This is a genomic window from Sphingomonas canadensis, from assembly GCF_026013525.1.
In the GTDB taxonomy this organism is placed as follows: domain Bacteria; phylum Pseudomonadota; class Alphaproteobacteria; order Sphingomonadales; family Sphingomonadaceae; genus Sphingomonas; species Sphingomonas canadensis.
Genome location: NZ_JAPDRA010000004.1, coordinates 288,956 through 315,750 on the forward strand (window position 1 = coordinate 288,956; position 26,795 = coordinate 315,750).

Sequence of the window (26,795 nt, forward strand, 5' to 3'; positions counted from 1 at the left end):
AGTCGCCGCTCCGCGCAAAGTATCGGAGAGGACCCAATGCCGCGTCTGACGACCTTCGCCCCGCTCATCGCCGTCCTGGCGCTTGCCGCCTGCAACCAGGGGCCGAGCGTGTCGCTGACCAACGCCTCGCCCGAGGAGGTGGCGGCCAAGTCCAAGGAGGCCGGGGCCGCTCCGCAGATGAAGCCGGGCAAGTGGGAAACCAAGATCGAGGTGCTCGAATTCGAGATGCCCGGTACCGACAGCATGCCCAAGCAGCTCGCCGCCCAGATCAAGGAACGGGCGATGAAGCCGACCACCATTTCGAGCTGCATGACCGAAGAGGACGTCAAGCGCCCCAACTTCGGCGGCAAGGACGAGAGCAAGTGCAAGTTCGACAAATATGAGATGTCGAACGGCAAGATCGAGGCAGTGATGTCCTGCCCCGGCGAAGGCGGCGAGATGAAAATGGTGACGAACGGATCGTTCGAAGCCGAGACCTTCGCGGTCGAGCAGGCGATGGATGTGAGCGGCCCGATGGGCAAGATGCATACCCGCGCCCGCGTCTCCGGCAAGCGCGTCGGCGACTGCAAGCCGGGCGAGAAATAATCCCGTGGGCGCCGGCAGGGGCCGGCACCAGCGACAGTTTTCAGGAATTCCGGGTCGCGGGACCCGGTTGACCGCCGCGGGGAGGGCCGCGGTTTAATCTAGGTGGGGAAATATCGATGAAGTATCTGATCGTTCCGGCGCTGGCCGGCGCCGTGCTGATCGCCGGCTGCAACAAGGGTGCGGGCACCGACGGCAACGCCACGGCCAACGCCACCGCCGCGGCCCCGGCCGCGCCGGTCAAGATCGAGCCCAACCCGGGCAACTGGGAATGGACCGAGAAGACCGAACTGGTCGAGGTGACCAACGTGCCCGACGACGTGGCCGCCGCGCTGCAGGACCAGATGAACACGGAGAAGACCGAGACCGAGTGCATCACGCCTGAGCAGGCCAAGCTGGACATCATCAAGTTCGTGAAGCTGGACGAGGACGGCGCCTGCATGGCCGGCAACGTCACCACCGCGCCGGGCAGCTTCTCCGCCAAGGTCCGCTGCGGCAAGCCGGGCGAAGAGATGCAGGGCGAGGGCGAGGCCAAGGGCATCATTTCGCCCGAGGCGGTCAGCTACACCATGGAGATGAATACCAACGTGCCGAACACCGAGGGCGGCATGATGAAGGTCAAGGCAACCCGCACCGGCAAGCGCATCGGCGCGTGCGAGGCGACGGGCGGCTGAACCAGCCCGCCGGCGCCCTCCGCCGCGGGGGCGCCGGTCATCGCGCCGGCCGCATGGCGGCGCGCGCCGAAGCGCCGGTGCCGCTTTCAGTTTCGCGGGATCGCCGCCCGGGCGCTCAACGCACCCGGCGATAGGCGATGCGCCACATCGCCAGCCCGATCAGCGCCGCCGCCAGCGCCCACAACAGGCTGGTCGCCAGCGCGCTGAGCCAGGCCATCGCCAGGGTGCGTCCGTCGATCGGCGGCATGTCCCCCATGCCGAAGCCCCAGGTGCGGGCACCGATCACCACCACCATCGCCACCAGCGCGCCCACCATCGCGGCATGGCGCGCGCGGCGCAGCCCGGCGACGTGCATCACCAGCCACAGCGGGCCGACCACCGCGGCGATTCCGATCGAGACGAACACCGCGCCGATCAGCGTGCCCCACACCAGCTCCATCACCCCGCTGGTCCCGCCCATCGCGAGCAGCGCGGTGACCACCCCGCCGCCCAGCAGGCTGCCGGCAGCCATCGCCAGACCGGCCCGGTCCAGCGTCGTTTCATATTCGTGCGATGCGGCCATCACGCGCTCATTGCCCGGCAATACCCTTCCCCGCTGGCGAAAATAGACGCCGGAGCGCCCGCGCTCAAGCGAGTCGAACACGCGCGCGGGATCGAATTGGAACGTTCAGTCTTCCGCCGGGACGATGGTGAAGCCGGGCACGGGCCGGTCGTCCGGGCCATCGTGATACATGTCGATATGGACATCCACCGCGGGCTGCCCGGGGCAGGTCACCGCATAGAGATCGACGATGAAGTCATACGGCCCGGGGCCGATATTGCCGCGCCGTTCATAGGCGGGCGCGCTGCCGTCCGCGCAGCGCAGCCGGCGCAGATAGGCATGCTCGCCCGCCGGGCTGTTCTCGCGCACCGGGTTCTGCTTCGATCCCACCGGGAAGGCGTCCGCGGCCTTGATCGCATTTTCCAGCTTCTTGCCCTTCATGCCGCCGCCGAGCGACAGCATCATCTCGCGCGCGCCGTTCTCGCGCTTCTGCGCCATCGCGCCGGGTGCCGCGAGCAGCGCTGCCCCTGCGGCGGCCAGTGCGAACATCGTCGTCCTGCGCATATCGTCCCCTCCCCGGATCGAGTCGTGCGGCAGGATAGCCCGCCGCACGCCCCTCAGCGATAGGCGTCGAAGCGGCCCGCCTTCCAGCAGGCGTCGATCGCGGCGAGATCCGGCCCCGGCCCCGCGGGCGCGGCGAGCGGCGCGACGCGCACCGGGCGGCCGATCCGGGCCGGCGCGAAGCCCCGGCCCGCCGATCCCGCGCAGCCCAGCATCGCCTGAAGCAGCCGGGGCGGCGTCCAATAGCCCTCTTGTGACAGGCGGAAGGTGCCCCAGTGGATCGGGATCGCGCGCGGGCGGCCCAGGCCCTGCCACACCCGGATCGCCTCGCGCGGGCCGATATGGCTGCCGGTACCCATCTGCCCCTCCTCGAAGCGGAAGGCGCCGATCGGGATGCCCGCGAGCCGGATTGGCCCCAGCGCCGCCGCCTCGGCCGGCCAGCGCCCGTCGCCGAAGCCGGTATCGCCCGCGAAGAAGAAGTTGCCGTGCGGCAGGCGCACCACGAAGCTGGACCACAGCGCGCGGTTGCGATCGCGGAACCAGCGGCTGCCCCAATGGTGGTTGCGCGTCACCGCGACCGATATGCCGGGCCGCACCGCCACCTCGCCGCCCCAGTCGCGCGCCTGCGCCTCGATCCCCGCCGATCGCAGGATCGCGTCGTTGCCCAGGCTGGTGACGATCAGCGGGCGATCGCGCTGCCACAGCCGCCGCAGCGTATCGAGATCGAGGTGGTCGTAATGATTGTGGCTGACGAGCACGAGATCGATGCGGGGCAGGTCGTCGAAGCGCACCCCCGGCTCCGCCACGCGCCGCGGACCGACGCCGAACGGCCCGGCGGTATCGCTCCAGATCGGGTCGGTCAGGATGTTGATGCCGTCGGCCTGCACCAGCATCGTCGCATGGCCGATCCAGGTGGCCAGCATCTCCCCGCCCGTCACGCGCGCCGGGGGCCGCGCCGGGGTCAGCGCCACGCGATCGGGCCACCAGGGGCGCGTGGGATCGCCCGCGATCTGGCGCAACAGGATCGAATTGCGGCTGCCCGGCGGCATCATGTCGTCGCCGTCCGGATTGAAGAAATGCTCGCCGTCGAAATGCGCGTCCGCCGGGCCGCGATAATAGATGCGGTCGAGATAGTGCGGCACCACCGTGACCGCGATCGCCGCCGCCGCCAGCAGCCACAGCAGCGCCCATGCCGCGACGCCCGCGATCCGCCGCAGCCGTCCGCGCGGACGGCCGCCTTCCCCGGTTTCCCCCATGGTCAGCGCCGCGATACCCAAGGCCCGGGATTGCCGGGCCGTACAATGTTCATCGCGATTCGCTCCGCCTGGTTCGCGCCGCCGCCAAAGATGGGGGGCGGGCGGCCAGTGTCAATCGCGCCCCCTTTACCCCGCGCCCGCGAGCGCCGATGCTGGCGCGCCCTGGCCAGAGGAGTGAAGATGCGACCCGTGCCGATCGCCGCCGCCGCGCTGCTGCTGTGCGGATCGGCCGCCCCTGCCCTCCAGTCCGCCCCGGCGCAGCGCCAGCCCTGTCCCGAGCCCCAGGCGGGCCGCTATGCCTTCGCCGGCGGCGCGATCGGGCTGCGCAGCGCGCTCCAGGTCAATCCGGACGGGGCCGCGGCATCCTATACGCCCGGCGACCATGGCCAGACCTATGTCTTCAACGGCATGAACCGCATCGGGCCGGACGGGCGCAAGATCGCGTGCCATACCGCCGCGAACAAATGGGATTGCCGCAACCGCTTCCTGCTGGCCGAGGCGCGCGGCTTCGCGCCGGGCACCGACCGGTTCTGCGTCTATGCCTTCGAGGTGGACGCCTATGCCCCCGGCGTGCCGCGCGAACGATGCGAGGGTTCGTCGTACCGCTATGTGGTGGGCGACGGGGTGGGCAAGCCGCGCGCCGGGCGCCGCGTGCGCGACGTTTCGGGCGCGATGACCGGCACCTATCTATCCACCACCGCGCTGCGCAATCTGGTGGACGGCCGCGCCGCCTATATCGATTCCTCCGCCATCCCGGCCAGCGTGGTGCCCGGCGCGCAATCGGGGCTGCTCGGCAGCGTCGTGTGGGTGCGCTATCGCGGGCGCAGCGCCTTTGCGATCGCAGGCGACACCGGCCCGGCGTTCGGCGAAGGATCGGTGGCGCTGCACCAGTTGCTGCGCGAGGGCGCGATCCGCGCGGTGCAGCCGGTGGGCCCCATCCCGCTCGCGCTGCGCTGCACCACGGTGGAGACCGGGCTGCCCGCCCCCTTCGTCTCGCGGCCGGACCTGGGGACCGAGGACCGCTGCCGCCCCGGATACGAGCCGCTCGGCCCTGCCGACATCCGCGCATACAGCGGCATCGGCTATGATCCCGCCCTGCCCTCCGGCCCCGGCAACCTGGGGGTGGAAATGATCGTGCTGCCGGACGCGCGACTGCCCCGCCAGGGCAATGTGGTGCAGGTGGCACTGACGCCCGAACGGATCGAGCAGGCGGCGCGCGCGGCCGGATATGACGACGTCCGGCTGGCGCGGATGGCAGCCTGCATCCGCTGAGCGCCCCCGCTATTGATCGGCGTGGCGCCCGCCTTTAGGGCCTGTCCTCAGCTTCGCCGCCCCGGTGCCGGCCCGCTCCCCCAACCCAACTGAAGACGACGCCCATGGCCCAGCCCCTGCCCCAGACCCCCGATGAGGCCGCCGCCGAGCTGGAGCGGCTGGCCGCCGAGATCGCGCATCACAACCGGCTCTATCACGCCGAGGACGCGCCCGAGATCAGCGACGCCGATTTCGACGCGCTGATGGGGCGCAACGCCGCGATCGAGGCGGCATTCCCCGATCTGGTCCGCGCCGATTCGCCGTCCAGGCTGGTGGGGGCCGCCACCGCCGCATCGCCGCTGGGCAAGGTGGCGCATGCGCGGCCGATGTTCAGCCTGGACAACGCCTTCACCGACGAGGAGGTGGTCGAGTTCATTCTGCGCGTCCGCCGCTTCCTGTCGCTGGGCGCCGAGGATCGCGTGGCGCTGACCGCCGAGCCCAAGATCGACGGCCTGTCCTGTTCGCTGCGCTACGAACAGGGACGGCTGGTGCGCGCGCTGACCCGCGGCGACGGGCAGGTGGGCGAGGACGTGACCGCCAATGTGCGGACCATCGCCGATATCCCGCAGGAACTGCCGCCCGGCGTGCCCGATGTGTTCGAGGTGCGCGGCGAGGTCTATATGGCCAAGCAGGATTTCGCCGCGCTCAACGCGCGGCTGCTGGCCGAAGCGCAGGAGAGCGGCAAGGAAGCGCGCCAGTTCGCCAACCCGCGCAACGCCGCCGCCGGATCGCTGCGCCAGAAGGACGCGGCGGTGACGCGCGCGCGGCCGTTGAGCTTCTTCGCCTGGGGTTGGGGAGAGGCAACGTCGCTACCCGGCGAGACCCAGCTCGAAGTGATGGTTGCTATCGCCTCCTGGGGCTTCGAGCTGGCTTACGCGATCAACCGGTTCGATACCGACGGCGCTCTCAGGCTGTATCGCGAGATCGAGGCGAAGCGCGCGGATCTACCCTTCGACATCGACGGCGTGGTCTACAAGGTCGACCGGCTCGACTGGCAGGCGCGGCTGGGCTTCGTCGGGCGGGCACCGCGCTGGGCGATCGCGCACAAATTCCCCGCCGAGCGCGCGCAGACGACGCTGGAGCGGATCGACATCCAGGTCGGCCGCACCGGCAAGCTGACCCCCGTGGCGCGGCTGGAGCCGGTGACGGTGGGCGGCGTGGTGGTCACCAATGCCACGCTCCACAATGCCGACGAGATTGCCCGGCTGGGCGTGCGCCCCGGCGATCGCGTGGTGCTGCAGCGTGCGGGCGACGTGATCCCGCAGATCGTGGAGAATCTGACGCGCGACACGCCGCGCGAGCCCTGGGCCTTCCCCGATCACTGCCCCGAATGCGGATCGGAGGCGCGCGCCGAGGAGGGCGAGGTCGACATCCGCTGCACCGGCGGGCTGATCTGCCCCGCCCAGCGGCAGGAGCGGCTGCGCCACTTCGTCAGCCGCGGCGCGCTGGACATCGAGGGGCTGGGCGAGAAGACGATCGCCGAGTTCCTGGATCTGGGCTGGATCGCCGAGCCCGCCGACATCTTCCGCCTGGCCGCGCACCGCGGCGAGCTGTTGGGCCGCGAGGGCTGGAAGGACCGTTCGGTCGAGAACCTGCTGGAAGCGATCGAGGCCAAGCGCGCGCCCGATCCGGTGCGGCTGCTGTTCGGGCTGGGCATCCGCCACGTGGGGGTGGTGACCGCGCGCGACCTGCTGAAACGCTATGTCGAGCTGCCCGCGGTCAAGGCGCTGGCGGACGAGATCATCGCGCTGCGCGAGGGCATGTCCCCCGCGCTGGGCGAGGACGCCGCCAGGTTCCGCGCGCGCGTGGACAAGGCGATCGCCGAGCATATCGGCGTGGACAATGTGGGCGCCGCGGTGGGCAACGCGCTCGCCGATTTCTTCCATGAGCCGCACAACCGCGCCGTGTGGGACGATCTGCTCGCCGAGGTGAGCCCCCCGCCCTTCGTGTTCGACGCGCGCGAATCGGAGGTGACGGGCAAGACCGTGGTGTTCACCGGCACGCTGGAGACGATGAGCCGCGACGAGGCCAAGGCGCAGGCGGAGGCGCTGGGCGCGCGCGTGTCCGGCTCGGTTTCGGCCAAGACCGATCTGGTGGTCGCCGGGCCGGGCGCGGGATCGAAGCTGAAGAAGGCCGCCGATCTGGGCGTGCGCGTGATCGACGAAGCGGGCTGGCAGGCGATCGTGGCCGCGGCCGGCAGGTGATGCGTTTTTGCAACGCAGCATTACCGAATCGCACTGCACAAAAGACTCGGATTGACTGTCATCCATACGAAATAGATGAACGTCATGGGGCGGTTTGGACGGGGATTCGCCCGCGTACCAACGTGCACAACGAGAACATTCAGTAAGACGTATTCCAAGGGGAAAAGTCGATGCGCCACATGCTTTATGCCGGCGCGGCGGTGGCCGCGCTCATGATTCCTGCCGCTGCGAGCGCGCAGCAGATCACCACCGGTATCGAGGGCACCGTCACCGATGAATCCGGCGCACCGATCGCTGGAGCGGAAGTCACCGTCACGGACACGCGCACCGGCGCGACCCGCACACTGACCACCGGTTCCACCGGCACCTTCGCCGCGACCAACCTGGTCACCGGCGGCCCCTACACCGTGACCGCCAACGCTTCGGGCTTCGAAGGCCAGTCGCTCGAAGGCATCGTCACCAGCCTGCAGGGCAACACCAGCCTGACCTTCTCGCTTGCGAGCGGCAGCGGCGAGATCGTCGTCACCGGCTCGCGCGTCGTGGTCGCGCAGCTTGCCGTCGGCCCGGGCCAGAGCTTCTCGGGCGAACTGCTCCAGGCGGCGCCGAGCTATAACCGCGACATCCGCGACATCATCCGCATCGACCCGCGCGTCAGCCTCGACCGTGACGACGGCGGCTCGGGCGTGGACCGCATCTCGTGCCTGGGTGGCAACGATCGCGGCAACGCCTTCACCGTCGACGGCATCAGCCAGGGCGACATCTACGGCCTGAACGACACCGGCTTCTCGTCGCGCAGTTCCACCCCGCTGCCCTATGACGCGATCCGCGAGACGCAGGTCCAGTTCGCGCCGTTCGACGTCGAATACGGCCAGTTCACCGGCTGCGCGATCAACGTCGTGACCAAGTCGGGTACCAACAAGTTCACCGGCGGCGGCTATTTCGAATATTCGGATTCGGGCCTGCGCGGCGACACCGTCGCTGGCCGCCCGGTCGCCCCGATCGAGCCGGAAAAGCGCTGGGGCGCCTATCTCGGCGGCCCGATCTGGAAGGACAAGCTGTTCTTCTTCGGCGCCTATGAGCATCAGGAAGCCGGCCAGTCGCAGGACGACGGCCCCGCGGGCGCCGGCTATGCCAACGAACTGGCGGGCGTGCCCGTCGCTGCGTTCAACGAGATTTCGCAGGTGCTCAGCAGCGTCTACGGCATCGAGACCGGCCCGCTGGTGACCAGCCGCCCCTACAAGAACGACCGCTATTTCGGCCGTGTCGACTGGCAGATTTCCGACCAGCACCGCTTCGAGGCGACCTATCAGCGCCTTGAGGAGAGCACGACCCGCGCCGACGACTTCTTCACCGGCGCCAGCTCGCCGCAGGTCACCGGCCTCAACACCTTCTACCTGAGCGGCACGGAATCGAACTATTATTCGGGCCGTCTCTACTCGCAGTGGAACGACAGCTTCTCGACCGAGATCCGCTACTCGCACTCGGACGTGCAGGATCTTCAGGATCCGGTCGGCGGCGGCGAGGCCCAGTCGGCTAACCCGATCCCGCGCATCATTGTGGGCATCGACAACGCCACGGGTCCCGACGGCGCGGTCCTGGCCGGCCCGGGCACCTCGCGCTCGGCGAACGACCTGAAGACCAAGATCGACCAGTACCGCTTCGTGGCGCAGCTCGATCAGGGCAACCACAAGCTGAAGCTGGGCGCGGAACTGAACCGGGCCGACCTGTTCAACCTGTTCGTCCAGAACGCCACGGGCACGCTGGTCTTCCGCAACGTCAACGACCTGCGGCTGGGCCTGCTGTCGCCGGGCACCGGCAACAACCAGACCAGCACCACCCCGGCCAACGTCATCAGTGGCGCCACCGAGGGTGCGTTCGGCAACTTCTCGTCGACCGGCAACGTCACCGATGCCGCCGCGGCGTTCACCCGCAGCATCTATGCGATCTACTTCCAGGACGACTGGCAGGCCACGGACCGCATCTCGCTGGTCACCGGCGCGCGCGTGGAATGGTATGACGGCGGCTCGCCCAAGCTGAACCCGGTGTTCCTGCAGCGCTACGGCTTCCCGAACACCACCGGCTTCAGCAACCTGTCGCCGACGTTCATGCCGCGCACGGCGATCACCTATGAAGCTCCGGACTTCGCCTTCTTCTCGCGCACCAAGGTGCGGGCTGGCGTCGGCGTCTTCTCCGGCGGCGATCCGCTGGTGTGGTTCGGCAACGCCTTCCAGAACGACGGCCGCGGCTTCTCGCAGGGGACCAGCCAGGACGCGGGCTGCCCGGTGGGCCAGATCAGCGTTCTGACCGGCGGTTCGTTCACCGGCGTTCCGAGCTGCATCCGCGCATCGGGCATTGCCAGCGCGGCGGCCGGCCTGGGCGACACCCAGTCGATCAGCCCGGACATCAAGCTGCCGACCGTGTCGCGCCTCAACGTGGGCGTCGACACCGAGCTGAACTTCGCCGAGGCCGGGTTCTTCAGCGGCTGGCACCTGAACCTGGATTACATCCTGAGCCGCTACATCAACCCGCTCACGCTGGTCGATCTGTCGCAGACCCCGGATATCCGCAAGGGCCTGAGCGGCTACGCGATCGACGGTCGCCCGATCTATGCCTCGCTCGATCCGCTTCGCGCGGGCTGCGGCGTGACGCTGATCGGCCTCAACCCGGGTCCGATCTATTCGGGCCTGACCTCGGCGAACGCCGCGGCCTGCTTCGGCACCAGCCGCGACGACGAGCTGATGCTGACCAACGCGCGCCCGTTCACCAGCCAGACCGCGTCGTTCATCCTGTCGAAGAACTTCGACGGCGGCGTGTTCACGGAAGGCGGCTCGACGTTCTTCACGCTCGGCTTCGCCTATTCCAACGGCCATGACCGCCGGAACATGTACAACTCGACCGCGGGTTCGAACTACGACCTGACCGCGGCCTCCGACCGCCAGAACCCGGGCGTCTCGCGCGGCTTCTACAGCAGCAAGTACAACATCACGCTGCAGACCAGCTTCCGCGAGCAGTTCTTCGAGGACCTGGACACCCGCCTGAGCATGACCTTCGTCGCGCGTTCGGGCCGTCCGTACAGCCTGACCTTCACCGGCACGGGCGTCTTCAACGACAGCGCCTCGGGTGCGGAAAACGCGCTGGCCTATCTGCCGACGGGCCGGAACGATCCGAACCTCTCGCCGTCGTCGAACATGACGGAAGTCGACAAGCTGGTGGCATTCAGCCAGGGCCTGTCGTGCGCCTCCAAGTACATGGGCTCGACGGTTCCGCGGAACACCTGCTCGAACGACTGGTACTTCGACATGGATCTGTCGTTCTCGCAGGAAATCCCGGGTCCGGGCCGCCTGTTCGGCCTGCAGGACACGCTGCGCCTCTACGGCACCATCGACAACTTCCTGAACCTGCTCGACTCCGACTGGAACGTGCAGCATCGCCGGAACTTCTCCGGCCTTCAGGACGTCGCGACCAGCACGGGCGTGGACGCGCAGGGCCGCTACATCATCACGGCCTTCAACCCGGACTACGACACCGACAATGGCATCAACGTCAGCTCGTCGGTGTGGCGCATCAAGGTGGGCGTAAGCTACGCCTTCTGATCCGCCTTCCGGTACTGGCAATGCAGAGCCGCCGCCCCAGCGATGGGGCGGCGGTTTTGTTTTGGGGGAACGAACTGCCCGGCGGTGCGACTGGTGCGCGCAGGCGGTGTCAGGCCGGGTCCATCGCCTTCAGGTAGATCGAGTTGCGCGGCGCGGCGAACAGGCGGCGCACCATCGGCTCAAAGAATGCCAGCGGCGCCGTGTCATAGGCCGGATCGAACGCCGCCTGATCGTAGAGGCGGCAGAATTCCTCGCATCCCTCGAAATTCGGATGGCCGCGGAAATTCTCGCGCAGATCGCGGTCCATCCCCAGGAAATGGAAGAAATAATAGCCCTGGAAGATGCCGTGGTGCTGCGCGATCCAGTGGAGATCCTCGCCCACGAAGGGCTTCAGGATCGCCGCGGCGATATCCGGATGGTTATAGGTGCCCAGCGTGTCGCCGATGTCGTGGAGCAGCGCCATCACCACATAGTCCTCGCCGCGCCCGTCGCGGTGCGCGCGGGTGGCGGTCTGCAGCGAATGCTGGAGCCGGTCGACCGGGAAGCCGCCGAAATCGCCGTCGAGCAGCTTGAGGTGGGTCAGCACGCGATCGGCCAGCCCGCCCGCGAAGCCACGGAAATCGGCGCCGATGATCGCCCAGTCGCCTGCCGTGCCCTCGGTCATCGCGGTGAAGGCCGCGCGTTCGTGCCCTTCGTCCATCCTCGCCTCCATGCCTGGCCCGGCCGTGCGCCGCCGGTGCCGTCTGGCGTCAGCCTATCATGGATGCGCCCGGCGGCGCTCCACGATTCTGGCGGCCGCCGGCGCGGGCCGCGCCGCATGGGGCGGCATGGGACAGTATCCGTTACCGCCGGGCTTTGCGGCGGGCGTGCCGGGATGTTAGGAGCATCGGCGTGGCAAACGCGCCTGCTCCTCAATCGCTTGCGTCCGGGTCGCTGCTCGTGCGCTCGGCGGCGATCTCCCGCCCTTTCTTCGAAGACAAGAGCCGCGCCTTCTGGATGCTCCAGGCGGTGGGATGGAGCGGCTATTTCCTGCTGAGGACGGTTTCGGGCGTATCGAACCGCTTTCCGCTGGAAGGCATCCTGGCCGTGCTGATCGAAACGATCGTCGGCTATTGCCTCACGCTGCTGTTGTCGACGCTCTACGGCTATTACCGGCGGCTGCCGCGGATCAGCGGCGCGCTGCTGACTGTCGCCACGCTGGCGCTGTTCACGATCATCTATGCGATCCTGGATGCCTTCACCTTCTCGTTCATCAACACCACCGGGCCGGGGATCAACATCCAGCTCGTGCTGGCGGCGCTGTTCCTTAGCTGCACGGTGCTGGCGGGCTGGTCCGCGCTCTATTTCGGCATCAACTTCTACCTGATCGTCGAGGAGCAGATCGATCAGATGAAGGCGCTGGAAAACCAGGCCTCCTCCGCCCAGCTCGCGATGCTGCGCTATCAGCTCAACCCGCATTTTTTGTTCAATACGTTGAATTCCATATCGACTTTGGTGCTGCTGAAGCAGACGGAGCGGGCGAATGTGATGCTTTCGCGGCTGTCGTCGTTCCTGCGCTACACGCTGGCCAACGAGCCGACCGCGCACGTCACGCTGGCGCAGGAGGCGGAGACGCTGAAGCTGTATCTGGAAATCGAGAAGATGCGCTTCGACGAACGGCTGCGCACCCATTTCGAGATCGACCCGCGCGTCGCCAAGGCGCGGCTGCCGTCGCTGCTGCTGCAGCCATTGGTCGAAAACGCCATCAAATATGCCGTCACCCCGCAGGAGGAGGGGGCCGATATCACCGTTTCCGCTCGGCTCATCGGAGAACGGGTTCTGATCGCCGTATCCGACACCGGGCCGGGTTTGACCGACGCAAAATCGCGTCCATCCCTTTCAACCGGCGTGGGGCTCGCCAATATCAGGGAGCGGCTGGCGCAGGCTTACGGGCCTGACCATCGTTTCGAGACAAAATCGAACCCGGGGACCGGGTTCGGCGTTGAGATCGAGATACCGTTCCAGATCGAGGAACCGAACCGAGAGGCCGCATGACCATTCGTACCATCCTAGTCGACGACGAACCGCTGGCGATCCAGGGGCTGGAGCTCCGCCTGGAGAGCCATGAGGACGTCGAGATCGTCGACAAATGCTCCAACGGCCGCGAGGCCATCCGCAGCATCAAGACCCACAAGCCCGACCTGGTGTTCCTCGACATCCAGATGCCGGGGTTCGACGGCTTTTCGGTCGTCCAGGGGCTGATGGAGGTGGAGCCGCCGCTGTTCGTCTTCGTCACCGCCTATAGCGATCACGCGATCCGCGCGTTCGAGGCGCAGGCGGTGGATTACCTGCTCAAGCCCGTCGAGGAAGCGCGGCTGGCCGACACGCTGGACCGCGTGCGCCGCCGCATCGCCGAAAAGCGCGGCGTGGAAGAGGTGGAGAAGCTGAAGGAGGTGCTGACCGAGGTCGCGCCCGAAGCGGTCGAGGAGCTGGCATCCTCGAACGAGGCCGGCGGCGAGATGGCCGCCAACCGCTTCGAAAAGCTGATCAACATCAAGGATCGCGGCCAGATCTTCCGCGTGGACGTCGACACGATCGAACGGATCGACGCGGCCGGCGATTACATGTGCATCTATACCGGCGACAACACGTTGATCCTGCGCGAGACGATGAAGGACCTGGAGAAGCGGCTGGACCCCCGCCGGTTCCAGCGCGTCCACCGCTCGACCATCGTCAACCTGGACCTGGTGCGCCAGGTGAAGCCGCACACCAACGGCGAATGCTTCCTGGTGCTCGATTCGGGCGCACAGGTGAAGGTGAGCCGTTCGTATCGCGACGTGGTGGCGCGGTTCGTTCACTGATCGCGCCGCGGCGGCGGCCGCGGGGGAGCATCCGAACACGACGAGCCGAGCGCGGCTTTGCTTGACCCGCGCGGAACAAAGCGGCAACTCCAAGCTCCCGAAAAGGAGCAGCAACAATGTCCGCCGCTTTCGAAAGCTTTGCTGCACTGCACGTCCCCGGAGAGCCGGTGGTGCTGTTCAACGTGTGGGACGCGGGATCGGCCCAGGCGGTGGCACGCGCGGGCGCCAGGGCGGTTGCGACCGGCAGCGCATCGGTGGCCGGCGCGCACGGCTATCAGGACGCCGAGGCGCTGCCGTTGTCGCTGGCGCTGGCCAATGCCGCGCGGGTGGTGGAGGCGGTGGACCTGCCCGTCACCATCGATTTCGAGGGCGCCTATTCCCCCGATCCCGCCATCGCCGCGGAGAATGTCGCGCGGCTGGCGGCGACCGGCGCGATCGGATGCAACCTGGAGGATCAGGTGATCGCATCGCACGCAACCCGGCGCGAGCTGCACAGCACCAGCGACCAGGCGAAGCGAATCGCGGCGATCCGCGCGGCAGCCGGCCCGGCCTTCTTCCTGAACGCGCGTACCGACATCTTCCTGATCGCCAAGCCCGAAAGCCATGACGAGGCCAAGGCGAACCATGCGATCGAGCGCGGGCTGGCCTATGCCGCGGCGGGCGCCAGCGGTTTCTTCGTCCCCGGGCTGGCCGACCTGCGGCTGCTGGCGCGGATCTGTAAGGCGGTGCCACTGCCGGTGAACTATATGGCGTTCCCCGGCGGGCCTTCCGCCGCCGATGTGGCATCGGCAGGCGTGGCGCGGATCAGCCACGGCCCCTTCCCCTGGAAGCTGGCGCTCAAGGCGTTCGAGGATGCCGCGCGGGAGGCGCTGGCGGGCTGAACCCGTGCGGCGGGCGCCGGGTTATTCGGCGCCGCCCTCGGCCGCGGCTTCACCCGGCTCGCCCTCGGCGTCCTTCGCGGGGGCTTCGAACCATGCCTCGACCGGGCCGTTAAGCTTGATCGTCAGCGGATTGCCCTTGCGATCCATCTTGTTGCCGAGCTGGACCTTTATCCAGCTTTCGGAGACGCAATATTCCTCGACGTCGCGGCGCTGCACGCCCTTGAAGCGGATGCCGACGCCGCGCATCAGCAGCGGCTCATCGAAGAACGGGCTCTTGGGGTTGACCGAAAGGCGGTCCGGGGGCGTGTCGCTCATGGGCCGCGCGTTTGGCAAAAAAGCGCGGCGAACGCCAGCCCCGAAGGCCATGACGGCACCAAGCCGCACGGCGGAGCGCGGGCGAAAGCGACACCCGCCGTTGCGCATGCGCCGAAACGCCCGCTAGAGCGTCTGGCCAGACGGAGAACGAACGCGATGCGCTACTGGATCCTGCGATCCGAACCGGATGCCTATAGCTGGAGCGACCTGGAGCGCGACGGCGCCACCGAATGGAACGGCGTGCGCAACTATACCGCGCGCAACTTCCTGAAGGAGATGCAGCCGGGCGACCGCGCGCTCTTCTATCATTCCAACACGGAGAAGGCCGCCGTGGGAATCATGGAGATCACCCGCGCCTGGCAGCCGGACGGGGACGACGGCAAATGGGCCAGCGTGGCCGTGAAGCCGGTCGCGCCGCTGGCCCGGCCGGTGACGCTGGCGGAAATCAAGGCCGAGCCGCGGCTGGCCGCGCTGGAAATGCTGCGCCAGAGCCGGCTGAGCGTGACCCCCGTGCGCGACACGGAATGGGCCGTGCTGATCGCGATGGGGAGCTGATCCGGCCCCTTGCATGGCGCCCGCGGCGGGCGTATCGCGCGGCCAGCCGCGGGGAGTCCGCGGCGGTACATCGCGATCGAGGGAGCCTCGAATGCAAAGCCATGATTTCGGCGTCTTCGTCGGACGCTTCCAGCCCCTGCACATCGGCCATGAGCATGTCATCCGCGAGGCGCTGGGCCGCGCCGGCCGGCTGATCGTGCTGATCGGATCGGCCAATGTGGCGCGCGATCCGCGCAACCCCTTCACCTATGCCGAGCGCGAGGCGCTGTTCCGCGCATGCTTCCCCGCCGAAATGGCCGAGGGGCGGCTGATCGTCGCGCCGCTGGACGACCACCTCTATTCGGACACCGCCTGGGTAACCGGTGTGCAGCGCCGCGTGAACGCGATCGTGCTGGCCGCGGGCAACCCCGATGGCCTTGCCGCCAACGGCATCCGCGACTTCCGCATCGCGCTGGCCGGATATGGCAAGGACGCCACCAGCTATTACCTCAAGCTGTTTCCGGAATGGGAGAATATCCAGCTCGGCAGCGCCTATGGCACGTTCAGCTCGGCCGATGTGCGCCGGCGCTATTTCCAGCGGATACCGGAGGTGCCGTCCTCCATCCTGTCCGCGCCCGTCGCCGCCTGGCTCGAAGCGTTCAAGATGGGGCCGGAATTCGCGGCGCTGCTCGCCGAGGCCGAGTTCCTGGAGGAATATCCGCGCAAATGGGGCCGGGGGCCGTTCGTCACCGCCGATGCGGTGGTCGTCCAGTCCGGCCATATCCTGCTCGTCGAGCGCGGGCGGCTGCCCGGCAAGGGGCTGCTGGCGCTGCCGGGCGGCTTCGTGAACCCCGATGAGCGCATCCGCGACGCCGCCGTGCGCGAGCTGCGCGAGGAGACCGGCATCGCCGACGCCAAGGGGCAGATCCCGCCCGCGATGCTGGCCAGCTTCATCGAGGATTCGCGCACCCGCGTGTTCGACGCGCCCGGCCGTTCGCTGCGCGGGCGGATCATCACCCACGCCTTCCTGTTCCGCCTGCCCGAGCGGCGGAGCCTGTTCCGGGTGAAGGGCGGCGACGATGCCGCCCACGCCCGCTGGTATCGCATCGGCGATCTTACCCCGCCGATGCTGTTCGAGGATCACTGGTCGATCATCGAGGCGATGGCCGACCTGTGAGGCCGCCGCCGGGGAGCCCGGCGGCACCGTCCAACCGTGAGGAGCTCACGATCATGACCAACTTCATCCTGGCGACCGACAGCTACAAGCAGAGCCATTTCCTGCAATATCCGCCCGAGGCGCGCGCGATCAGCGCCTATGTGGAGGCGCGGCCCAATCCGTTCAGCGACCGGCTGATCTTCTTCGGGCTGCAGCCCTATCTGATCGGCATGCTGGGCACGCCCGTGACCGCCGCCGATGTGGACGAGGCGGAGGCGGTGTGCGCCGCGCATGGCGAACCGTTCAACCGCGCCGGATGGGACGCGATCGTGACGCGCCACGGCGGCATGCTGCCACTCGAAATCCGCGCGCTGCCCGAAGGGACCGTGGCGCCCGCCGGCGTGCCGCTGGTGGAGGTGGTGAACACCGATCCGGCGATGCCGTGGCTCACCACCTTCGTGGAAACGGCGCTGCTCCGCGCGGTCTGGTATCCCACCACCGTGGCGACGCTGAGCGCCCGGTGCCGCGCGATCATCCGCGCGGGGCTGGAACGCACCAGCGACGATCCGGAGGGGCAGCTTCCCTTCAAGCTCCACGATTTCGGCGCGCGCGGCGTTTCCAGCGGCGAGAGCGCCGGGCTGGGCGGGATGGCGCACCTCGTCTGCTTCCAGGGCACCGACACGATGGAAGCGCTGGCCGCCGCGCGCCGCTGGTACGGGGCGGAGATGGCGGGCTTCTCGATCCCCGCGGCCGAGCACAGCACGATGACGAGCTGGGGCCGCGCGCGCGAAACCGCCGCCTATGCCAATATGCTCGACCGGTTCGACGGGCCGGGGAAGATCGTGGCGGTCGTCTCCGACAGCTATGACCTGGACCATGCGGTGAGCGGCATCTGGGGCGAGGCGCTGCGCGAAAAGGTGCTGACGCGCCAGGGCGTGCTGGTGGTGCGGCCCGACAGCGGCGATCCGGTGGAGACGCCCGCCCGCACCGTGGAGGCGCTGTGGGCGCGCTTCGGCGGCAGCGTGAACGCCAAGGGCTTTCGCGTGCTCGATCCCCACGTCCGCGTGATCCAGGGCGACGGGATGAACCTGGACAGCATCGCGCGGCTGATCGACCGGCTGATCGGGAAGGGCTTCGCGATCGACAACATCGCGTTCGGCATGGGCGGCGGGCTGCTCCAGTCCACCACGCGCGATACGCTGCGCTTCGCGATGAAGGCCGATGCGATGCAGGACGATGCGGGCATCTGGCACGACGTCAGCAAATCCCCCGCCACCGATCCGGGCAAGGGCAGCAAGGCCGGGCGCCAGGCGGTGGTGCGCGGCGCGGACGGCCGGCTGGAGGCGCGGCGGCTGGACGCCTGTGCGCCGGGCGAGGACCTGATGACGCCGGTGTGGCGCAACGGCGAGCTGCTGGTGCGCCATGACTTCGAAGCGGTGCGCGCGCGCGCGGCGCTGTGGTGAAGCGGCGCGGCTCCCCGGTGCCACGGGCGCGCCGGGGAGCCGCGTGCCGCGCCTTCCCCTTCCGCGTGTCTCAGGCCGCCCCTCAGGGCGCCGGGGTCTTGGCGGGTTCGGGCGCCGGATCGTCGAGCAGGATCGGGATCCGCTTGGACTTGTCGGGCTTTTTCTTGAACAGCCGCTTCACCCCGCCCACCGCATCCCGGGCCAGCAGCAGCGGATCGGTCGCCTCCCCCGGCTCCTCGCAGCAACTGTCGCCGTCGACCAGCTTGCCCAGCGCGCGCGCCAAGAAGGTGCCGCCGCCGAAGATGTTGATGCCGGTCGTGCATCCTTCCGATCGCGTGGCGCAGGGCGCGCTCGTCATAGCCAGCGCGCCGCTGCCCGAGGCATTGGGGTTGCCCGGCATCGGCCGGTCGGGCGGCCCGCGCTCGCCGGGAAGCGGCAGGCGCTGCGAGGATTCCACCGTGCCGCACACCACGATCTGCTCGCCGCGCCGCCGCGCCTCCTCACAGGGATCGGGGATCAGGATAGACCACCGCTGCGTCCCGTCCGCCGCCGTATCCGGCCTGCCGACGCTGGCGGCGGGCGGCGCCTCCTGAACCCCGGCGAACAGCATCAGCGCGGCGACGAACATGGTGCTTCCTAAGAATGATCCGGGAGCATCACCGCACGGAAACATGGCCGCATGGAGGCCGGAAGCGCCCGATCGGGATCAAGCCGCGTCCTTCTGGCGGCTGGCGCGCTTGCGTTCGTGCGGGTCCAGGTGGCGCTTGCGCAGGCGGATCGACTTGGGCGTCACCTCCACCATCTCGTCGTCGTCGATATAGGCGATGGCCTGTTCCAGCGTCATCTTCTTCGGCGGGGTCAGGCGGATCGCGTCGTCCTTGCCGCTCGCCCGGAAATTGGTGAGCTGCTTGGACTTCATCGGATTGACTTCGAGATCGTCGGGCTTGGCGTTCTCGCCGATGATCATGCCTTCGTAGATCGGATCGCCCGGCGACACGAACAGGATGCCGCGCTCCTCCAGCGCGTTGAGCGCATAGCCCACCGCCTCGCCGGTGCCGTTGGAGATCAGCACGCCGTTGGGGCGGCCCTCGATCGTGCCCTTGTAGGGGCCGTATTTCTCGAACAGCCGGTTCATGATGCCGGTGCCGCGCGTATCCGACAGGAATTCGCCGTGATAGCCGATCAGCCCGCGCGAGGGGGCGGAGAAGGTGATGCGCGTCTTGCCGCCGCCGGACGGGCGCATGTCGGTCAGCTCCGCCTTGCGGATCGACATCTTCTCCACGACCGTGCCCGAATATTCGTCGTCCACATCGACGACGACGGTTTCATAGGGCTCCTCGCGCCCGCCGCCCTCGCCTTCGCGGAACAGCACGCGCGGGCGGCTGATGCCGAGCTCGAAGCCTTCGCGGCGCATCGTCTCGATCAGCACGCCGAGCTGGAGCTCGCCGCGGCCCGCCACCTCGAAGCTGTCCTTGTCGGCCGCTTCGGTCACGCGGATCGCGACGTTCGATTCGGCCTCGCGGAACAGGCGGTCGCGGATCATGCGGCTGGTCACCTTGGTGCCCTCGCGCCCCGCCATCGGGCTGTCGTTCACCGCGAAGCGCATCGACAGCGTGGGCGGATCGATCGGCTGGGCCTGGATTGGCTCGCTGACCGAGGTATCGGCGATGGTGTTCGCCACGGTGGCCACGGCCAGGCCGGCCATGCTGATGATGTCGCCCGCCCGCGCCTCGTCCACCGGCACGCGCTCCAGCCCGCGGAAGCTCATCAGCTTCGACGCGCGGCCCACCTCGATCACATTGCCCGCGTTGTCGAGCGCGTGGATCGGCTGGTTGACCTTCACCGTGCCCGACTGGACCCGGCCGGTGAGGATGCGGCCCAGGAAGTTGTCGCGATCCAGCAGCGTGACGAGGAAGCTGAACGGCGCGTCCTGATCCAGCGCGGGCGGCGGCACATGGCCGATGATCCGTTCGAACAGCGGCTCCAGCGTGCCTTCGCGCACATCGGCGTTGTCGCCGGCATAGCCGTTGCGGCCCGAGGCGAAGAGCACGGGGAAATCGAGCTGATCGTCATTGGCGTCCAGGCTGACGAACAGGTCGAACACCTCGTCCAGCACCTCCTGCGCGCGGGCGTCCGAACGGTCGATCTTGTTGACCACCACGATCGGGCGAAGGCCCAGCGCCAGCGCCTTGCCGGTGACGAACTTGGTCTGTGGCATCGCGCCCTCGGCCGCGTCCACCAGCAGGATCACGCCGTCCACCATGGAGAGGATGCGCTCCACCTCGCCGCCGAAATCGGCGTGGCCGGGGGTATCGACGATGTTGATGCGCGTGCCCTGCCATTCCACGCTGGTGCATTTGGCCAGGATGGTGATGCCGCGCTCCTTCTCCAGATCATTGGAGTCCATCGCGCGTTCTTCCACGCGCTGGTTGTCGCGGAAGGTGCCGGACTGGCGGAAAAGCTGGTCGACGAGCGTGGTCTTGCCGTGATCGACGTGGGCGATGATCGCCACGTTGCGGAGGTTCATTGCGTTTTCCCGGGAGTGCGAGTTGGCGCGGCCCATAGCGGAGATTGTGCGAGTGCGAAAGTGCGTTAGGGTGATGCTATGTCCCAGCCGCTGAACATCCTTGTCATCATGGGTTCTGTCCGCGAGGGCCGCATGGCCGAGCCGGTCGCCAACTGGGTGATGGAGCAGGCCGCGGCCCGTCCCGGGCTGGCGTGCGAGCTGGTGGACCTGAAGGACTGGAACCTGCCCTTCTACGCCTTCGCCAAGCCGCCCGCGGCGGGGGGATATGCCGATCCGCTGCAGATCGCCTGGGCGGACAAGATCGCCGCGGCGGACGGCTATATCCTGGTCACGCCCGAATATAACCACGGGCCGCCCGCGGTGCTGAAGAACGCGCTCGACTATGTCTATGCCGAATGGAACCGCAAGCCGATGGCCTTCGTCGGCTATGGCGGCAACGGCGGCGCGCGATCGATCGAGCTGCTGACCTGCATCGCACGCGAGCTGCAGACGGCGCCGCTGGAGGCATCGGTCCACATCATGGGGGTGTGGGGCAAGGTGCAGGAGGGCCGCTTCGCCGGCGACGACAAGGACCTGCGCTGGATCGGCCATCTGTTCGACGAGATCGCCTGGTGGGGGAGCGCGCTGAAGGCGGCGCGGTGAAACCCCGGCACGGGTCTTAACCGCGCCTTCACGGCGATGGTCTATCTGCTGCCCTATCCACGGGCCGCGTGCCCGGCGACCGCTTCGAGGCAGCATGCTCCAGTTCCCGCTCCGGCTGTTCCGCCGGAACAAGCCCGCGCCGGTACCCGACGATACCGCGCGCCTTTTCGCCGAGACCAGCAACGACATCTTCGTCCGCGCGGGGCCGGATCTGATGCCACGCTATGTCTCGCCCTCCGCGGTCGCGGTGCTGGGCTGGCCGATCGAGGACTGGATGCAGGGTCCACTGGCCCATATGGTCGACAAGGATGCCGTGCTGGCCATGGACGCCGCCCAGATCGCCGCCGGCACCGAAAGCGCCCGGGTGACGCTGCGCATGTGGCATCGCGACGGCAGCATCCGCTGGATGGAAGCCAGCGCCCGCCACCTGCCCCCCGAACCGGGCGAGGAGCGTGGCGACGTGCTGGTCGTGATGCGCGACGTCACCGAGCGCAAGCATCTGGAGGAAGAGCTCGCGCGGCTGGCCGCGATCGACGGGCTGACGGGGCTGGCCAACCGCCGCGTGTTCGACGAGGCGCTGTCGCGCTGCTGGATCGACGAACTGGCCGACGCAGGGCCGATATCGCTGCTGATGATCGATCTCGACTGGTTCAAGCAGTTCAACGACCGTTACGGCCATCAGGTGGGCGACGATTGCCTGCGCGCGATCGGCAGGGTACTGCGCGCCCGCTTCGGCGCGCCCCCGGCGCTCCCCGCACGCTATGGCGGGGAGGAGATGGCGGTGATCCTGCCCGATACCGGCCCGGCCGACGCCCATGCGGCCGGAGAGGCCGTGCGCAGCGACATCGCCGCCCTGAAGCTTCCGCACGCATCGAACCCGGCCGGCGTGGTGACCGCCTGCATCGGCGTGGCAACCGCGGTGGCGCGGCCCGGCGGATCGATCCGCATGCCCGAAGGGCTGGTGCTCGCGGCCGACAACATGCTCTACCGCGCCAAGGCGGCGGGCCGGAACCGCGTGGAAAGCACCATCCTGCTGGCGCCCGAGGAGGGCCGCATCGCCTGAGCGGGCCGTGCCGGGCCGGCTCGCGGGATGCGGCTATGCAGCCGCGAATTGCGTGTTATACCAATAACACACAAAGGACCCCGCCGATGAAGCCGTTCCCCGCGCTCGCCCTGCTGCTGATGCTCCCCGCATGCCAGCCCGCCGGCGAGAAGACCGTGGAGGCGGTGCTGGACGCCAGGCTGGAGGGCGGAACGGTGACGCTGCAGTGCCGCCGTTCGAGCAGCGGGAGCTGCCACGCGCTGTTCTACACCGATCGCGAATTGCTGGGCGCGGTGGCGAAAGCGGGCGAAAGCGCGTCGGCCGAGGGCATCGGCCCCGGCACGCGCTATTGCGTCGATGCCGAACAGCCCGATCCGGCCAAGTGCCGTCCCCGCCCGCTGGAGGAAGGCGAGCAGATCGTCCGCCGCAACAAGACGGGCGGATAGGCCCCGCGCGCGGCGCCGCGGCCCGCCGCCCTTGGCCTCCGGCCAGTGGTGTATTATATGAACGATACACTTGATGATGCCGCCAACTGCTCTAGATCAGCATGGGTGGCATTGGAGGCAGGAATGGCGACCAAGTTAGAGGCCCCGGAACAGGAACTGGTGCTCACCCCTCCCGAGCCTGTGGCGGTGGTGCAGCCGGAGAAGGCCGCGGGGCTGGTTCCCGTGGACGATGCGAAGAAGACCGAGCTGGAAGCGCGCGTCGACGGCTTCATCGAGGACCTGGTGGCGCAGGACGTGAACTCGCCCGAATTCGGCAAGCGCGTCGATGCGATCGCGGCGATGGGGCAGAAGGAGATCCGCGACGCGGCCGGCCAGTCCAACCGCTTCCTCGATCGCCCCGTGCGCGCGATGGACGCGGACACCGGCGTCGGCGCCGACCTGCTGGCGCTGCGCAAGACGGTGGAAGACCTGGACCCCAGCCGCAACGGCAAGCTGGTGGGCGGCAAGGACGGCTTCCTCAGCCGCATCTTCGGCGGCGGCATCAAGCAATATTTCCGCAAGTACCAAAGCTCGCAGAGCCACATCAACGGCATCCTAAAAAGCCTGGCCAACGGCAAGGACGAGCTGTTGCAGGACAATGCCGCCATCGGCACCGAGCGCGCCAACCTGTGGAACGCCATGGGGCGGCTGGAACAGATGATCTATCTGTCGAAGGCGATGGACGCGAAGCTGGAGGAAAAGGCCAACGAGCTGGATCACACCGATCCCGCCAAGGCCAAGGCCGTGCGCGAGACCGCGCTCTTCTATGTCCGCCAGCGCACGCAGGACCTGCTGACGCAGATGGCGGTGACGGTGCAGGGCTATCTCGCGCTCGATCTGGTCAAGAAGAACAATGTCGAGCTGATCAAGGGCGTCGACCGCGCCTCCACCACCACGGTCTCCGCGCTGCGCACGGCCGTGACCGTGGCACAGGCGCTGACCAACCAGAAGCTGGTGCTGGACCAGATCACCGCGCTGAACACCACCACCGCGGGCCTGATCGATTCGACCGGCCAGCTCCTGAAGAGCAACACCGCCGCGATCCATGAGCAGGCCGCCAGCTCCACCATCCCGGTGGAGACGCTGCAGCGTGCGTTCCAGAACATCTATGACACGATGGACGCGATCGACACGTTCAAGCTGAAGGCGCTCGACAGCATGAAGGCAACGGTCAACACGCTGTCGAACGAGGTGGAGAAGTCCAAGGGCTATATCGCCCGCGCCGAGGGTGCCTCGCAGAACCAGGTGTCCGGCCCCGGCGACACCTATCGGCTGGAGGCGCTGTAAGGGCCGATGCCCACCGAAGTGGACAACCAGATCGCGCGCGCCAGCGAGCTGCTCAACCGGGCTCGCGAGCGTCATGCGTCGGTCGCGCGCCGCGCGCGCCGTACCGCCAACGAGGCCGGTGCGCGCATCCGCCGCATCCTGATCGCCGTGGCCGTGATCCTGGCCTCGGCGTTCGTGGCGGGGCTGGTGCTGCCCGGCGGCATCGGCATGACCGGGGTGCTCGGCGTGATCGGCCTGCTGATCGCCGCGACCATCCTGTTCGCGATGCTGCCCGCGGCCGGCCCACCGCCCAGCGCCGAGAAGCTGGCGCAGGTGCCGCTGAAGGCGCTGCCGGTCACCACCGAACGCTGGCTGGAGACCCAGCGGCCCGCACTGCCCGCCCCGGCGCGATCGCTGGTCGATTCGATCGGCGTGAAGCTGGAGATGCTGGCGCCGCAGCTCGCCACGCTCGACGAACAGTCGCCCGCCGCGCAGGAGGTGCGCAAGCTGGTGGGCGAGCAACTGCCCGAGCTGATCAAGGGCTATGGCCGCGTGCCCGAGCCGCTGCGCGCCGTGGAACGCAACGGCATGACGCCCGACCAGCAGCTTGCCGACAGCCTGCGCCTGATCGACGGCGAGATCGCCGAGATGAGCGAGCAGCTTGCCCAGGGCGACATCGACGCGCTGGAAACGCGCGGGCGATACCTGCAGATCAAGTATCGCGACGAGGATTTCGCGGACTGAGCGGGCCGGAACCGCAACCACTTCAGCAGAGCTGCCTCAGACCCTAACGCACCACCCCCGCCTTCGCCCGCTCGCTCAGCCGCTCGACCGCCTGGGCGTGGATGCCGGGCGCGGTGGCGAGCACGCCGAACGCCTCGCCGGAAGGGGTGTTGAACTCCAGCCGTTCGCCGAAGGCGTCGGTAACGGCCGCCCCCGCCTCACGCGCGAGCAGCACGGCGGCGGCGATGTCCCATTCCGCGCCCCAGCGCAGCGTGGCGACCAGATCGGCCTCCCCCGCCGCGACCATGCCGATGCGCAGCGCGATCGAATTGGGCTTGAACACCGGGGTCAGGTCCGCGTCGACGCGCGGCAGGCTGTCCGCCGGAACGCGCGCGCCGGGCAGCAGCGCGCGGGTGCCCGTGCGCAGCGTCTCGCCGTTGCGGCACGCGCCGCCGCCCGCCACCGCGCTCCACAATTCGCCGCGCGCGGGCGCATCGAGCACGCCCACCACCGGCTGGCCATATTCCACCAGCGCGATCGACACCGCCCAGCCCGGCCGCCCGCGCAGATAATCGCGCGTGCCGTCGATCGGATCGACCACCCAGACGCGATCGTGCGCCAGCCGCGCGCGATCGTCGACGCTCTCCTCCGACAGCCAGCCCGCATCGGGCACCAGCGCCATCAGCCGCTCGCGCAGCATCGCGTCCAGCGCCATGTCGATCTCGCACACCGGGTTGCCCGGCGCCTTTTCCCATCGCGCGAAATCGTCCTGCCAGCGGTCCATCGCATAGCGGCCCGCTTCGGCGGCGATCGCCGCGATCGAGTCGGCCAGGTCAGTCACCGGCGATCATCATCCCGTCGATGCGCAGCGTGGGCGCGTTGGCGCCATAGCGGAATTCCAGGTCGCTCGCCGGGGTGATCGCCAGAAACATATCCTTCAGGTTGCCCGCGATGGTGATTTCGGAGACCGGGCGGGTCAGCTCGCCGTTCTCGATCAGGAAGCCCGCCGCGCCGCGGCTGTAGTCGCCCGTCACCCCGTTGATGCCGTGGCCGATCAGCTCGGTGACGTAGACGCCGCGCGCGATCGCGCCGATCAGCGTCTCGCGCGGTTCGCGGCCCGGCTCCATATAGAGGTTGCTGGGGCTGGTCATCGGCCCGCCGCCGATGCTGCGCACCGCATGGCCGGTCGGCTCCAGCCCAAGCTGGCGCGCGGCCGCGCTGTCGAGCAGCCAGCTTTCGAGCATGCCGTCCACCACCAGATCGAACGGCATCACCGCCAGCCCTTCCCCGTCGAACGGGCGCGAGCGCAGGCCGCGCGGCCGGTGCGGATCGTCGCGGATCGTGACGCCCGGCGCGAACACCCGCGTGCCGAGCGCGTCCTGGAGGAAGCTGGTGCCCCGCGCGATCGAGGCGCCGGCGATCGCCCCCGCCAGGTGGCCGAGCAGCCCGCCGGAGACGCGGCGATCGAACACCACGGGCATGGCCCCGCTTTCGACGCGGCCGGGGTTCAGCCGCGCCACCGTGCGATCACCCGCCAGCCGGCCGATCGCCTCCGGCGCCTCCAGCAGCGCCGCGTGGCGCGCGGAATGCCAGGCGCCGTCGCGCTGCTTGGCATCGCCGGTGCCCGCGAGCACGCTGGCGCTGGTCATGTGGCTGGTGAGCGCATAGGCGCCCGCGAAGCCGTGGCTGGTGGCCAGCGCGGTGATCGTGCGCCCGGCGGACGCGCTGCCGCCCTCGCTGTTGGTCACGCCCGCAACGGCGCGCGCGGCGTCTTCCGCGGCGAGCGCGCGTTCCTTGAGCGCGGCGGGGCCTTCCTGCGCGCCATCGTCCAGGTCGAGCTGGGGCGGTGCGCCGTGCAGCAGCCGCACCTCGGGCGCCAGCCCGGCCCAGGGGTCCTCGGGTGCCTCGCGCGCCATCGCCAGCACGCGATCGACCAGCCCGGCAACCGTTTCCGGCGCGATATCGGACGAGGATACGCTGGCCGAGCGGCGGCCCACAAACACGCGCAGCCCCAGCTCCTCGCTCTCCGAACGCTCGACATCCTCCAGCGCGCCCATCCGCACCGATACGGCGGTGGAGCGATCGGCGGCGATCACGGCATCGGCGGCATCGGCGCCCGCCCGCTTGGCCCGCGCGACGATATCCTCGACGCGCTCCCGGGCCTGTTCGACAGTCAGCATCCCGGGCACTTAGGGATGC

Annotated in this window: 25 protein-coding genes; 16 read left to right on the forward strand and 9 right to left on the reverse strand. The window is 68.8% G+C overall.

Going from position 1 to position 26,795, the window contains the following annotated elements:
• Positions 1 to 36: 36 nt before the first annotated feature.
• Both OM513_RS11045 and OM513_RS11050 read left to right on the forward strand, forming a co-directional pair.
• On the forward strand, positions 37 to 585 hold the full coding sequence (locus OM513_RS11045) for a DUF3617 domain-containing protein (protein ID WP_264944291.1): 549 nt from the start codon (positions 37 to 39) through the stop codon (positions 583 to 585).
• Between the two features lie 116 nt (positions 586 to 701).
• On the forward strand, positions 702 to 1,256 hold the full coding sequence (locus OM513_RS11050) for a DUF3617 domain-containing protein (protein ID WP_264944292.1): 555 nt from the start codon (positions 702 to 704) through the stop codon (positions 1,254 to 1,256).
• Positions 1,257 to 1,371: 115 nt separating this feature from the next.
• On the opposite strand, the gene OM513_RS11055 is transcribed toward OM513_RS11050, so the two are convergent.
• The 3 genes from OM513_RS11055 to OM513_RS11065 all read right to left on the reverse strand — a co-directional run bounded on the left by OM513_RS11055 (position 1,372) and on the right by OM513_RS11065 (position 3,614).
• Complete coding sequence (locus OM513_RS11055) at positions 1,372 to 1,818, reverse strand: hypothetical protein (protein WP_264944293.1); 447 nt, start codon at positions 1,816 to 1,818, stop codon at positions 1,372 to 1,374.
• A gap of 105 nt (positions 1,819 to 1,923) precedes the next feature.
• The gene (locus tag OM513_RS11060; RefSeq protein WP_264944295.1) at positions 1,924 to 2,361 is read right to left on the reverse strand and encodes a hypothetical protein; all 438 of its coding nucleotides are present in this window, start codon (positions 2,359 to 2,361) and stop codon (positions 1,924 to 1,926) included.
• A gap of 53 nt (positions 2,362 to 2,414) precedes the next feature.
• Positions 2,415 to 3,614, reverse strand: coding sequence for an MBL fold metallo-hydrolase (locus OM513_RS11065; RefSeq protein WP_380916316.1), 1,200 nt, complete (start codon positions 3,612 to 3,614; stop codon positions 2,415 to 2,417).
• Between the two features lie 180 nt (positions 3,615 to 3,794).
• Between OM513_RS11065 and OM513_RS11070 the strand changes: the two genes are divergently transcribed.
• From OM513_RS11070 to OM513_RS11080, 3 genes are all read left to right on the forward strand, one after another.
• On the forward strand, positions 3,795 to 4,886 hold the full coding sequence (locus OM513_RS11070) for a hypothetical protein (RefSeq protein WP_264944297.1): 1,092 nt from the start codon (positions 3,795 to 3,797) through the stop codon (positions 4,884 to 4,886).
• Between the two features lie 104 nt (positions 4,887 to 4,990).
• Positions 4,991 to 7,129 carry an NAD-dependent DNA ligase LigA gene (ligA, locus tag OM513_RS11075; protein WP_264944298.1) on the forward strand — a complete coding sequence of 713 codons (2,139 nt, stop codon included), beginning with the start codon at positions 4,991 to 4,993 and terminating at the stop codon, positions 7,127 to 7,129.
• A gap of 170 nt (positions 7,130 to 7,299) precedes the next feature.
• Positions 7,300 to 10,722, forward strand: a complete 3,423-nt coding sequence (locus tag OM513_RS11080) for a TonB-dependent receptor (RefSeq protein WP_264944299.1) — start codon at positions 7,300 to 7,302, stop codon at positions 10,720 to 10,722.
• A gap of 109 nt (positions 10,723 to 10,831) precedes the next feature.
• Here the strand turns inward: OM513_RS11080 and OM513_RS11085 are convergent, their stop codons facing one another.
• Positions 10,832 to 11,422 carry an HD domain-containing protein gene (locus tag OM513_RS11085; RefSeq protein ID WP_264944301.1) on the reverse strand — a complete coding sequence of 197 codons (591 nt, stop codon included), beginning with the start codon at positions 11,420 to 11,422 and terminating at the stop codon, positions 10,832 to 10,834.
• Positions 11,423 to 11,718: 296 nt separating this feature from the next.
• Between OM513_RS11085 and OM513_RS11090 the strand changes: the two genes are divergently transcribed.
• The 3 genes from OM513_RS11090 to OM513_RS11100 all read left to right on the forward strand — a co-directional run bounded on the left by OM513_RS11090 (position 11,719) and on the right by OM513_RS11100 (position 14,443).
• On the forward strand, positions 11,719 to 12,756 hold the full coding sequence (locus tag OM513_RS11090) for a sensor histidine kinase (RefSeq protein WP_264944399.1): 1,038 nt from the start codon (positions 11,719 to 11,721) through the stop codon (positions 12,754 to 12,756).
• A complete protein-coding gene (locus OM513_RS11095) occupies positions 12,753 to 13,562 on the forward strand; it encodes a LytR/AlgR family response regulator transcription factor (protein WP_264944302.1) in 810 nt (269 codons plus the stop codon). Before OM513_RS11090 ends, OM513_RS11095 begins: the two co-directional genes overlap by 4 nt.
• Positions 13,563 to 13,678: 116 nt before the next feature.
• A complete protein-coding gene (locus OM513_RS11100; RefSeq protein ID WP_264944304.1) occupies positions 13,679 to 14,443 on the forward strand; it encodes an isocitrate lyase/PEP mutase family protein in 765 nt (254 codons plus the stop codon).
• Positions 14,444 to 14,464: 21 nt separating this feature from the next.
• Here the strand turns inward: OM513_RS11100 and OM513_RS11105 are convergent, their stop codons facing one another.
• A complete protein-coding gene (locus tag OM513_RS11105; protein ID WP_264944305.1) occupies positions 14,465 to 14,758 on the reverse strand; it encodes a DUF3297 family protein in 294 nt (97 codons plus the stop codon).
• 156 nt (positions 14,759 to 14,914) lie between these two features.
• Here OM513_RS11105 and OM513_RS11110 point away from each other — a divergent pair, with 156 nt between their 5' ends.
• The 3 genes from OM513_RS11110 (at position 14,915) to OM513_RS11120 (ending at position 17,911) form a co-directional block, all read left to right on the forward strand.
• Positions 14,915 to 15,313 (forward strand): EVE domain-containing protein, encoded by a 399-nt coding sequence (locus OM513_RS11110; RefSeq protein WP_264944306.1) that lies wholly within the window; start codon positions 14,915 to 14,917, stop codon positions 15,311 to 15,313.
• Positions 15,314 to 15,404: 91 nt separating this feature from the next.
• The gene (locus tag OM513_RS11115) at positions 15,405 to 16,469 is read left to right on the forward strand and encodes a bifunctional nicotinamide-nucleotide adenylyltransferase/Nudix hydroxylase (RefSeq protein ID WP_264944307.1); all 1,065 of its coding nucleotides are present in this window, start codon (positions 15,405 to 15,407) and stop codon (positions 16,467 to 16,469) included.
• Positions 16,470 to 16,522: 53 nt separating this feature from the next.
• A complete protein-coding gene (locus OM513_RS11120) occupies positions 16,523 to 17,911 on the forward strand; it encodes a nicotinate phosphoribosyltransferase (RefSeq protein ID WP_264944309.1) in 1,389 nt (462 codons plus the stop codon).
• An 82-nt stretch (positions 17,912 to 17,993) separates the two neighbouring features.
• Here OM513_RS11120 and OM513_RS11125 read toward each other — a convergent pair whose 3' ends face one another.
• Together OM513_RS11125 and typA are read right to left on the reverse strand one after the other, a co-directional pair.
• On the reverse strand, positions 17,994 to 18,539 hold the full coding sequence (locus tag OM513_RS11125; RefSeq protein ID WP_264944310.1) for a hypothetical protein: 546 nt from the start codon (positions 18,537 to 18,539) through the stop codon (positions 17,994 to 17,996).
• A 78-nt stretch (positions 18,540 to 18,617) separates the two neighbouring features.
• Positions 18,618 to 20,438, reverse strand: coding sequence for a translational GTPase TypA (gene typA, locus OM513_RS11130; RefSeq protein WP_264944312.1), 1,821 nt, complete (start codon positions 20,436 to 20,438; stop codon positions 18,618 to 18,620).
• Positions 20,439 to 20,516: 78 nt separating this feature from the next.
• Between typA and OM513_RS11135 the strand changes: the two genes are divergently transcribed.
• From OM513_RS11135 to OM513_RS11155, 5 genes are all read left to right on the forward strand, one after another.
• The gene (locus tag OM513_RS11135; RefSeq protein ID WP_264944313.1) at positions 20,517 to 21,080 is read left to right on the forward strand and encodes an NADPH-dependent FMN reductase; all 564 of its coding nucleotides are present in this window, start codon (positions 20,517 to 20,519) and stop codon (positions 21,078 to 21,080) included.
• A gap of 94 nt (positions 21,081 to 21,174) precedes the next feature.
• Complete coding sequence (locus OM513_RS11140; protein WP_264944315.1) at positions 21,175 to 22,143, forward strand: GGDEF domain-containing protein; 969 nt, start codon at positions 21,175 to 21,177, stop codon at positions 22,141 to 22,143.
• Positions 22,144 to 22,229: 86 nt separating this feature from the next.
• Positions 22,230 to 22,568, forward strand: a complete 339-nt coding sequence (locus tag OM513_RS11145; RefSeq protein ID WP_264944316.1) for a hypothetical protein — start codon at positions 22,230 to 22,232, stop codon at positions 22,566 to 22,568.
• Between the two features lie 123 nt (positions 22,569 to 22,691).
• The gene (locus OM513_RS11150) at positions 22,692 to 23,894 is read left to right on the forward strand and encodes a toxic anion resistance protein (protein ID WP_264944318.1); all 1,203 of its coding nucleotides are present in this window, start codon (positions 22,692 to 22,694) and stop codon (positions 23,892 to 23,894) included.
• 6 nt (positions 23,895 to 23,900) lie between these two features.
• The gene (locus OM513_RS11155) at positions 23,901 to 24,617 is read left to right on the forward strand and encodes a hypothetical protein (RefSeq protein ID WP_264944319.1); all 717 of its coding nucleotides are present in this window, start codon (positions 23,901 to 23,903) and stop codon (positions 24,615 to 24,617) included.
• Positions 24,618 to 24,660: 43 nt separating this feature from the next.
• On the opposite strand, the gene OM513_RS11160 is transcribed toward OM513_RS11155, so the two are convergent.
• The gene (locus OM513_RS11160; RefSeq protein WP_264944321.1) at positions 24,661 to 25,437 is read right to left on the reverse strand and encodes a 3'(2'),5'-bisphosphate nucleotidase CysQ; all 777 of its coding nucleotides are present in this window, start codon (positions 25,435 to 25,437) and stop codon (positions 24,661 to 24,663) included.
• Positions 25,430 to 26,776 carry a TldD/PmbA family protein gene (locus OM513_RS11165; RefSeq protein WP_264944322.1) on the reverse strand — a complete coding sequence of 449 codons (1,347 nt, stop codon included), beginning with the start codon at positions 26,774 to 26,776 and terminating at the stop codon, positions 25,430 to 25,432. The genes OM513_RS11160 and OM513_RS11165 overlap by 8 nt, the downstream gene beginning before the upstream one ends.
• Positions 26,777 to 26,795: the final 19 nt, after the last annotated feature.